Source organism: Moorena sp. SIO3H5 (assembly GCF_010692395.1).
Classification (GTDB): Bacteria; Cyanobacteriota; Cyanobacteriia; order Cyanobacteriales; family Coleofasciculaceae; genus Moorena.
This window is the reverse complement of sequence record NZ_JAAHHS010000395.1, coordinates 1-6,930: the sequence shown is the minus strand read 5'-3', so window position 1 is coordinate 6,930 and position 6,930 is coordinate 1. Positions and strand designations below refer to the sequence as shown.

General features: G+C 45.7%; 6 protein-coding genes. All 6 read left to right on the top strand.

Annotated features, from left to right (window positions below; genetic code table 11):
• Window positions 1–1,041 (top strand): ATP-binding protein (locus F6K52_RS29310; protein ID WP_293087041.1); only part of this gene is annotated, 1,041 nt, incomplete at its 5' end.
• A 415-nt stretch (window positions 1,042–1,456) separates the two neighbouring features.
• Window positions 1,457–2,617, top strand: coding sequence for an AAA family ATPase (locus F6K52_RS29305; RefSeq protein ID WP_293087036.1), 1,161 nt, complete (start codon window positions 1,457–1,459; stop codon window positions 2,615–2,617).
• A 272-nt stretch (window positions 2,618–2,889) separates the two neighbouring features.
• Entirely contained in the window at window positions 2,890–3,693 is an 804-nt protein-coding gene (locus tag F6K52_RS29300) for a hypothetical protein (RefSeq protein ID WP_293087034.1), read from the top strand.
• Window positions 3,694–3,721: 28 nt separating this feature from the next.
• Window positions 3,722–4,006: a hypothetical protein gene (locus F6K52_RS29295; protein WP_293087031.1), complete on the top strand. Its 285-nt coding sequence runs from the start codon at window positions 3,722–3,724 to the stop codon at window positions 4,004–4,006.
• Between the two features lie 200 nt (window positions 4,007–4,206).
• Window positions 4,207–5,283, top strand: a complete 1,077-nt coding sequence (locus F6K52_RS29290; RefSeq protein ID WP_293087028.1) for an RRXRR domain-containing protein — start codon at window positions 4,207–4,209, stop codon at window positions 5,281–5,283.
• 106 nt (window positions 5,284–5,389) lie between these two features.
• Window positions 5,390–6,883 (top strand): SUMF1/EgtB/PvdO family nonheme iron enzyme, encoded by a 1,494-nt coding sequence (locus F6K52_RS29285; RefSeq protein WP_293087025.1) that lies wholly within the window; start codon window positions 5,390–5,392, stop codon window positions 6,881–6,883.
• The last annotated feature ends 47 nt before the right edge of the window (window positions 6,884–6,930 follow it).

Here is a 6,930-nt window from a genome sequence, read left to right as displayed (position 1 = left end):
AGTGGTGTATCCCGCACAGTAGTTTATCCTAATGGTGAGGAAAAATCCATTGGTAGAGCCTTAGTTACCGCAGATGAGGCAGCACATTTCCAGGATTTTGACCCAGAGGGGCTTTATAAAAATGTCGCAGGGATGAACCCAATTCGCTTACGTCACGCCATTAAATATGCGGTTCAGGAGCAAGCAGGAACAGAAAAAGTTCCCGTAACCAGGCTTTATCAAGCCATCCGAGCCTTTAAAGCTCAAACCTCTGTGAATTTTGAAGTGCCTGATGTGACCTTTGCCAATATTGGGGGTTACGAACAGGTTAAAGGGGAATTAAACAAAGCAATTCGCTTGATGACAGGCTCCTATGACCTCCCCAACGAGCAATTAAGACGGGAATTAATTCCGAGGGGATTTATTTTTCACGGACCCCCAGGTACAGGTAAAACCTTATTTGCCAAAGCGATCGCTAATCAACTCAACGCCACTATCCAGGTAGTTTCCGGCCCAGAAGTCACTGACATGTACGTTGGTGAAAGTGAGCGGAAGGTCAGGGAACTCTTTGCCGAAGCCAGGCGCAATGCTCCAGCAGTCCTAGTTTTTGATGAGTTTGATTCCATTGCCACCAAGCGTTCTGGACGAGATGATGGTGGCACCAGGGCAGGAAACGCTATAGTTGCCCAAATTCTGACGGAAATGGATGGGTTTCGTCCCGATGTTCCCATGCTGGTGATTGGCACAACTAACCGCCTTGATATTATTGATGAAGCATTGTTACGTCCCAGTCGTTTTAAAGCGATCGCAATTGGTCGGCCTAATCTCAGAGCCAGACGAGCGATCGCTCAAGTTCACGCCCAGCATTTTAACATTGAGCTATCCTCAGAACTGCTGGAGTTGATTGCAACCGAAACAGAGGGGATGAGCGGGGATGACATCCGTTCTATATTCCGGGATGCTTATGTGGGATTACACTGCGAAAAACCACCCCGTCCAGTTGATGCCCACCGTTTAGGTGAATTAGTGGGGTTACTACGGAAGGTTATTCCCAGACCCTGAAACAGCTGCTGCCTGATGCTAAGTTTCTAATAATTTTCGATATAAGTCTGCCGATGGAGCCAGAGGAATAGGCAGTATCACAAGGGTAGGTTTTTTACATTTGGGCTCACGGGGTGACAAGCTAATTGAAAATCTTACAGGGGTTAGGTTTTAGGGGTTAGGTGAAGCGCGAACATCGTCATGGCGTAGTGGTTGATTAAAACTATTTCAATCTTTGACGTTGTATGGTGAAAATTGCTTCAATTGCTGGGAAATACAAATGACACCGATGCGCTCATTTTACCCAATACCTAAAACCATTAACCCAACACCTATCTAGGTTTGAGCCCTATTCCCTACTCCCTACTCCCTACTCCCTACTCCCTGTTCCCTACTCCCTACTCCCTATTCCCTGCTCCCTGTTGCCTATTCCCTAATGACTATTAATAGCACCATTAAACGTTTAAACAGCGTCAAATACACTCTCAAAGGAATGTTTACCGGGCGAGACCAAGCCATTGAGCTACTGGTATTAGCCACAGTTTGCCAGGAACATTTATTGCTAATTGGTCCTCCAGGAACCGCTAAAACTGCAATTATTAATCGCTACACTGACCTGATAGATGCTCAGAGTTTTTCTTATTTATTAACTCGTTTTACTGAACCTTCAGAACTTTTTGGTCCTCTAGACCTGGCCGCTTTCCAGAAAGGGACTTACAACATCAGCACCGAAGGTATGCTTCCCCAGGCGCAGATTGTGTTTCTGGATGAGGTGTTTCAGGGCAGTAGTGCCATCTTAAATTCCCTGTTGACTATTCTCAATGAGAGAGTATTCTACAACGGTTCTCAACGTCAGTCAGTACCCCTGATTTGTTTAATTGGTGCTTCTAATAGTGTGCCAGATGACCCCTCCCTCCACGCCTTTGCTGATCGCTTTGTACTGCGGTTGGAGGTAAACAAGGTTGAAGACAATCAAATTGACGAACTCCTAGGACAAGGGTGGGAACTTGAGCGAGAAAAGATTGAAGCCGCTAAACGGGACATTAAAGGTCAAGCCACCAGTAAGCTCTTAGCGAGTGTGAAACTGGAGGACATCCTGGATTTGCATGGAAAATTACTGGAAGTGAATTTATCCAAGATTAAGCCAGAATATGGCCGGTTAATTCAGGAGCTGAGAGCAGAAGGTATTGAGTTCTCAGATCGGCGGGTAGTCAAGGGCTTAAAGTTAATTGCAGGAGCAGCACTATTGCGGGGAGTAACATCAGCCGACATTCTGGATTTATGGCCTCTATTCCATCTCTGGGATAGACCAGAAGAAGCAGATGTCCTCAAAACCGTTTTGCAGCCTCGCTTAAAAGAAGCAGGATTTAAAGCTATCGATCGGTCTCGACTTGTATCTGAAATTATCATGGATTTGGAGACTATTGAAGCTCAAGAACCCCTGTTATCCTCGGAATCTGCCGTTGGAGCCCATCTAATGGCTCTTAATAAGCTCAGACAAGAACTTATTGCCAATCATCCCCAGGATTTAGATGCTCGTAAGCGCATTGAGGTAGTTATTCAACAGGGATTGAAACGCCTGGAAAATGCGGTTTAAGGTACCTGATGAATGATTTTAAGACTGAGGTAGAATGGGCATCTTGCCCGTTCCGGAAAATAGGTAGAATGGGCATCTTGCCCGTTCCGAAAATTAGGTAGAATGGGCATCTTGCCCGTTCCGGAAAATAGGTAGAATGGGCATCTTGCCCGTTCCGAAAATTAGGTAGAATGGGCATCTTGCCCGTTCCGAAAATTAGGTAGAATGGGCATCTTGCCCGTTCCGCAAATTAGGTAGAATGGGCATCTTGCCCGTTCCGGAAATTAGGTAGAATGGGCATCTTGCCCGTTCCGGAAATTATGTGTAATCCAAGACGAATTCGAGTAACAGCCACCAGAGAGCTTAATCAAGCTTGGCAGAGGGAAGTATCCCGAACCGTTGAGTTACGTGAACAAGTAAGAGGGGAAGCACGAATACGCCAAGCCCTTGATTCAACCTTAGGGAAACCCGCGTTACGGGCCTTAGAAGCTGCCTTGGCTGCCCCTGATTCAGGCTGGAGTGAGGTTGAGGAGGGATATCGCTATGACGTTGAAGGGGGTTATGTTACCTATCTTATCGACCAGCAAGCCCTAGAGATTGTAGCGATTTTAGAGGATGAGGTGCAAGCGTCAGGACAGGGAAGCAGAATTTTAGAAGGATTGATCAATAGGGAGATTTCAGCAGAAGCAGAAGGAAGCTATTACGATGATGGTTGGGGGGGAAACACCAAAGAGGTTGCCCAAGAACAGGCAAAAGCTGCTGCTGAGAGAGAAATTGATCAAATTGCCCGTTCTGAAATTGAACAAGCTGGTACTCAAGCCGAAGAGCACTCAGCAGAAGAGATTGAAGCAGAGGCTCGTACCCAAGCTCAAGCCAGATTACAACAATTAGCGGCTAACCGTCAAGCCGTTCTCTCACAACAAGCCAGACAAAACCTGGATAGAGTAGGACTGCGCTGTCGTCAGGCCTTTCATCAGGTTTTGGCTACAGCTTATCGAGATGCCATCCTTGCTTATGCTAGACGTAATGGTGCTGAGAATATTCAGTGTAATGAAGAAGGTAACGTTGTAGAAATTGAATTTAATCTCCAACGCTAGCACCCTAACCCCTAAGCCCTAAGCCTCTATGGATGTTAAAGTAAGATTTCGATTTAATAAAGTAACAGGTGAAGTTGAAATATTCCAGGTAGACGATCAAGGAAGGATGAGTTTACCAGAAGCGGAACATAACCGAAACCATGATCGCATTGCTGCTGAATTAGGCAACATTATTGAACGAAATCCACAGATAATGGAAGTATTGCCTAATAATATCCAACCAGATCTCGAACCAATTCCCGAATCAGCTCATACTGATCAATCTTTTGAACATCAGAGGGAAAAACAAACAGAGTCAATAACCCCACCCTAAGAGGATGGGGCTTGGTAGACAACCAACTACCGTGATTGACTAGACCATTGAGCCGAATCCTGGTAAGAACTTCCAGATGCTTCCCCAGTCTGGATCTCTTTAAAACTGTGTTGTCAGTTGCTGCTTTGGGCAGGACATCTTGGATTCGGTGGTCAAGGGGACAGGGTAACCTAAATACTTTTCTCGTGAGGTTTATCACCATGTTACGAGTTCCAGTAATTTCACCTGATGGCAAACCATTAATGCCGACAAAAGCTTCTCGCGCTCGCCGCTGGCTGCTATGCGGTCTTGCCGTTGTTTATCCAAACGATCTAAATGTTTTTGCTGTTCAGCTAGTTAATCAACCATCTGGAAATCAAACCCAGGATATTGCCATTGGTATTGACCCCGGAAAGATGTTTTCTGGTATGGCTGTTCAGTCAAGTAAAATCACTCTTTGGACAGGACATCTGATCTTGCCTTACAAGAAAGTTCGAGAACGCATGGATACTCGGCGAATGATGCGAAAAACTCGTAGAAGTCGTCGAATAGATCGCAAGGTTGCTTACTCACAAAGGTCTCATCGGCAAAAACGATTCTCAAACCGTAGAGTAAAAAGGGTTCCCCCTTCAATTAGGGCAAACCGTCAACTAGAAAATCGGGTAACAAAAGAGCTTTGTTTTTTGTATCCAGTAAATGTCATCGTCTATGAAGTGGTCAAGGCAAGAGGGAGCAAAGGGTTTTCTCCTGTGATGGTAGGCCAGTATTGGGCAATCTCTCAGTTGGAGCAAATAGCCCCAGTAATTCAAAAACAAGGCTGGGAGACCGCTTTAAAAAGAGAGGCATTAGGACTAATAAAAGACAAAACTGACAAAAGTCAGCAAACAGTTAATACCCATGCAGTAGATGGAATAGCCCTAGCTGCTACTCATTTTTTTCGACGCAAAAATTATTATCACCGCAACGGAAAACTGAGTGTTCCAAAAAACTGTGATTTAACTAATGCTGTGTTTTCAGTCATTAGACGTGCCCCCATAAGTCGTCGCCAGTTGCATCTATTGCAGTTTTCTAAGGGTGGGAAACGACGTAAATACGGTGGGACAACCACTAGCCATGGTTTTCGCAAAGGAGACTATGTTGAGGCGGTTAAGGCTGGGATAACCTATCGAGGTTGGGTGAGCGGTCAGACAGTAAGGCAAGTTTCTGTTAGCGATGTTAACTGGAAAAGAATTGGACAATTTACTGCCCGAAAAGTCCGACTTCTAAAACGTTCAACGGGATTAATTGTAAACCACTAATTGGAGGCGCGGCTTTCCTCCCCATCCTTCTCTTTTGGTGGGGAGGAAAGCCGCGAAGATTTGATGAACAGGGAATAGGGAATAGGGAACAGGCAAAAGACAGAAAGTGAGTAACAGCAACAAGCGAGAAATGCTCATCAAAGCCGCCCAATGCTACGTCAAAGCCGGGTGGTTAGCCGATGCTTGTCGAGTATGGGAAGAAATAGGAGAATACCGGGAAGCGGCGGCGATCTACGAACAACAGGAAAAGTGGTCACAAGCGGCTCAGTGCTATCTCAAAAACCAAGACTGGTCAAAAGCCGCCCAATGCTATCTCAGAAACGCTCAACCAGAAGCAGCAGCACAGTGTTGGACTCAAGCAGGAGATACCCTAAAAGCGGTCTGGATCAGAACAGACTACCTTAAGCAACATTATCAAACTCAATTAGCCCTGCGGGATATTTCTCCCCAAACAGCAACAGAAGAATTAGAGATTGAACTAATTGTTGCCCGTTGTGAAGCAGGAGCTAGAAAAACAAAGCAAGCAGCGGCTCGATTAAGAGAAATATTGAGTCGATTCAAAAATAGTCATAAAAAGCACCTATATGAGTGGGCATTAAGAGTAGCAGAAGTCCTAAGTAGACCAGATTTAAGCGCCCTAATCTATAGTGCAGCAGTAAAAGCGAGAATGCCCAATGCCATAGCAGAATGGGAAACATGGGCAATGGTCACCCTAGGAGAGGCGACAGGAATACCGCAACCAGAAGAAGAAGAAGAAGATTTAAAAACCTTTGAAGTAGTAACAGTGAACCGTACAGGAGAAATAATCAACAGAGAAAATAAACAAGCAAGTTATTTGATTGAAGATCTGGGGAATGGAGTCAAGCTAGAGATGGTGTATATCCCAGCCGGAAGGTTCTTAATGGGTGCCCCGGAAAGTGAGAGTGAGAGTGATGACAGGGAAAGACCTCAACACCAAGTAAGCATTAAAGGGTTTTTCTTGGGGAAATATCCAGTAACCCAGGGGCAATGGCGAGCAGTGGCCAAGCTACCAAAAGTTGACCGGGACTTAGAGCCAGACCCCTCTGAGTTTAAAGGAGAGAATCGACCAGTAGAGTGCGTAAGCTGGTTAGAGGCGGTGGAATTCTGCGATCGCGTCTCTAAACATACAGGAACAGAATACAGATTACCGAGTGAAGGGGAATGGGAATACGCCTGTAGAGCAGGGACAACCACACCATTCCATTATGGAGAGACCCTAACCAGTAGATTAGCTAACTATAAGGCTAGCTATACTTATGGAGAGGAAGCTGTAGGGAAATATCGAAGAGAAACCACGGAAGTAGGAAGTTTTCCCCCCAACGGCTTTGGCCTATACGATATGCACGGCAATGTAGAAGAGTACTGTGCCGACAGTTGGCATAATAATTACGAAAGAGCACCCACAGATGGGAGTATTTGGCAGTATTACAATAAGTATTATTATCATAGTCTGCGGGGCGGCTCGTGGACCTTCATTCCTAGGGATTGCCGTTCTGCCTCCCGCCTCGACTATGACGCGCGCGATGAACTATACAACTTTGTGGGTTTTCGTGTGGCTCGGGGTGTTGGGAGGAGTTAGCCATAATCAGCCAAGTCATTACTGCTCGGAAGCGCGTCGTGTAGGCT